Source organism: Vibrio sp. V08_P9A1T1 (assembly GCF_963874405.1).
Lineage (GTDB): Bacteria > Pseudomonadota > Gammaproteobacteria > Enterobacterales > Vibrionaceae > Vibrio > Vibrio anguillarum.
Window position 1 is genome coordinate 1 of the sequence record NZ_CAWNIB010000192.1, and the last position, 3,079, is coordinate 3,079.

A 3,079-nucleotide genomic window follows, 5' to 3' on the forward strand; every position below is an offset into this window, starting at 1 on the left:
CAACAATATAGCTTTTAAAGACCTTTTCTAAACGACGGCGGTTCGCAATACGTGTGAGTGGATCGTGCTCTGATTGCCATTTTAGTTCACGCCGACTGGTTTCCAGCTCCCATACTATTTGGTTCATCGTACGCGAAAACTCTTTCATTTCCTTCGATATGAAGGATCGCTCACTAGGCATCTTTCCACCCGATGCTTTAAATTGATCCAGTACTTGATTGGCATCATTGATTGGCTTGACTACTTTATTCGCTACAACTAAGTTCAAGAAAAACATTAGGATAGAGAATGAAGCAAGCCCAGACAGCTCCTGCCATTGAATAAACGGTGGGACTTTAACGGTATGACTTACTTTAATCAACACAGTAAGACGATTGCGATAATCAAGCATTTCAAGGTAAGAGATATTATCTTCATGTGGCGCGGCAACGGTTTGATCATTAAGACTTTTGATCAGCATCACTTCCACATTTACCCCAGTTGCAATCACAAGCTCATTGATAAACTGTCCACTGATCCTTTTTAAAAAAAGTAAATAACCTTTGTCGCACTCCTTTGCGTCACTATTACAAACCCGAGAGGTTGCAACGATAAAAGGTTTGTCGTCTATCACGATAAAACTGAGATTCGGTTTGATGAAATCTTTTGGTGCTTTCATCGCGTCCGCTAAAATATCACCAAAATTATATCGAATCGCATCATAACTGGCTTCATGGCCAGTCTCATAGTCGTAGCGCTGGCCCCAAACTAATTGCACATCTGGATTAAAAATAAAAATACCGTCTAATGACTTGGATTCAAAGGTGTGAGTACCAATACTGTCGCGAATAAAATCATCATTAGGCTTAGCAATAAAATCGGCCATTTCATTCCATGCGGCATAATCAGCCAATGATGCCCCCATGTCCGTTTTTTGCATATTAAGAACAGTTCGAACTCGGTTAACCTCACCTCGTTGCAAGGAAAGAGCATCTTCAACGGCGCGATCATAAGACCACATAAACTTAAATAGCAGATAACACAAAATAAACAGCACAACGAAGGCTATTGAAACTAATGCTGTTAACCATCTCAAACTAAAATTATTAAACAACATCCATACCAGTAAATTAACCTAACATCATAGAGACAAATAAAGAGCACTGAATGTGCTCTTTAAGTTTAGATGGTAAAGACTTGATAATCTTTTAATACTGGTATTTTTTGGTGCAGTTGTTGTTCCTGCTCAACCATATCATTAAGAGACTCACAAAAATCACGACTCTCTTTTTGAATTGTGGCGGCGTTTTCTTGAATTCGCTCGGCTAACTTAACTTTTAAGTCCGCCATTGTATCGGTCAATTTTGTGATGTTTAAGCCACCCTCTTCTCTCATTTTCAGTGAAAGGGCATCGAAGGCACCGGATATAAACTCTTTGTTAAATAAAGCTTTCGCTTTTTCAAAATCATCGGCCCAAGTTTGCGTCATTGATTCAAAAGTCTGCGCAGGGAGAACCAGCTCACCATCTTTGTAATAACGAGATTCAATATTGGCAAAAAAAGCGGCTATGGATTGCTTGGCGCTATCGAAGGCGTTGGGAGATTCAATACTTTTCGCAACATCATCCAAAATATCATTCGCCAACGCTAAGCCATCACTCGCCATCTGTTTTACTTTAGGCAATGAAGCATTCATGCTTTCTCTATACTGCTCAAGGGCCGTTTTCTGCTCACTGTCGAGTTCCATCTTTTCACCACGGATATAGAGATTATTCTGTTTATCTATCAAAACAGTGTCGGTGCTCGTTTTAAGAATTTCAACCTTATCACCATCAAGGTGAACTTCATGGTTCACATCAACTCGGCACTGCGCTGCCCACAAAGGGGAGCTCAACAACATTAAAGTGACTAACACTACTTTTTTCATTGTTTTCTCTCATCGATCGTTTTATGACTAACCATATCAGGTGTGGATATTTGATGAGTTAGTATTTCTCGCTAGCAATATAAATGATTTCAACCTAAAAACCGTCAATTTAATGACATAAATGTTAGTTTGTTTCACTAATTTAAAAAAAACTGAGCTGCTTATTGAGCATTTCTGGCTTTAACATCACCTGTAAACCAAGTAAGCGAATTTCTCGCCCGTTTTGCCGCAACAAAATATTCTCCAAAAGGGTTCGAAAATCATTGAGCTCTAACTGTGGATGAAGATGCTCAATCGTCGTAAGTTGAAAATCGGCAAACTTGACTTTGATCCCTTGTTTGACAATCGAACCATCAACACTCGCTCTGTCTAACCTCGCTTTTATCTCTGGATAGAGATGATGTTCAATCACCTGCCAGCACTCTTCATAACTTGAGATATTTTGACTAAATGTTCTTTCGACACCTAATGATTTGCGCTCCCTCTCTGTCACGACTTCGCGATTATCAATTCCATGACTTTTCTTCCATAGTGAAGCGCCTAATCTGCCAAAGTTACGAAGTAGCTCTCGATAGTCTGTTAGCTTAATATCTTCACACTTATAAAAACCCGCTTGGTGTAACTTTTCCAGACTAACCTTACCGACACCGGGTATTTTCTCTAGCGGCAATGAATCGACCACCTGCTGTACTTTATCGGGTGGTATTACAAATTGGCCGTTAGGCTTATTCATATCAGAGGCCACTTTAGCCAAAAATTTTACAGGCGCTACACCTGCAGAGGCGGTCAGTTGAAGTTCGTTGTGAATATCATGGCGAATGGCTTGAGCTATCAATGTTGCGCTTCCTTGACATAACGGTGAATCACTCACATCAAGAAATGCTTCATCTAATGATAACGGCTCAATAATGGAAGTATAACGTTCGAATATCTGTCGGATTTGAATGGAGATAGCTTTGTATACCGACATCCGCCCCGGAACGACCAGCAGATTGGGACATAATTTTAAGGCTTGAGCAGTCGGCATTGCGGAACGAACGCCAAATTTCCTCGCTTCATAATTGCAAGTACTTAACACACCACGCTGCTTTTCATGACCACCAACGGCTAGAGGGCGATGCCTATATTCGGGGTTATCACGCATTTCTACCGCAGCGTAGAAACAATCCATATC

General features: G+C 40.5%; 3 protein-coding genes. All 3 read right to left on the minus strand.

What is annotated here, in order from left to right:
* Window positions 1-1,000 (minus strand): CHASE4 domain-containing protein (locus AACT21_RS08270; protein ID WP_094164305.1); only part of this gene is annotated, 1,000 nt, incomplete at its 3' end.
* A 161-nt stretch (window positions 1,001-1,161) separates the two neighbouring features.
* Window positions 1,162-1,905, minus strand: a complete 744-nt coding sequence (locus tag AACT21_RS08275; RefSeq protein ID WP_088732796.1) for a YggN family protein — start codon at window positions 1,903-1,905, stop codon at window positions 1,162-1,164.
* Between the two features lie 142 nt (window positions 1,906-2,047).
* On the minus strand, window positions 2,048-3,079 hold a 1,032-nt coding region (dinB, locus tag AACT21_RS08280), incomplete at its 5' end, for a DNA polymerase IV (RefSeq protein WP_254917215.1).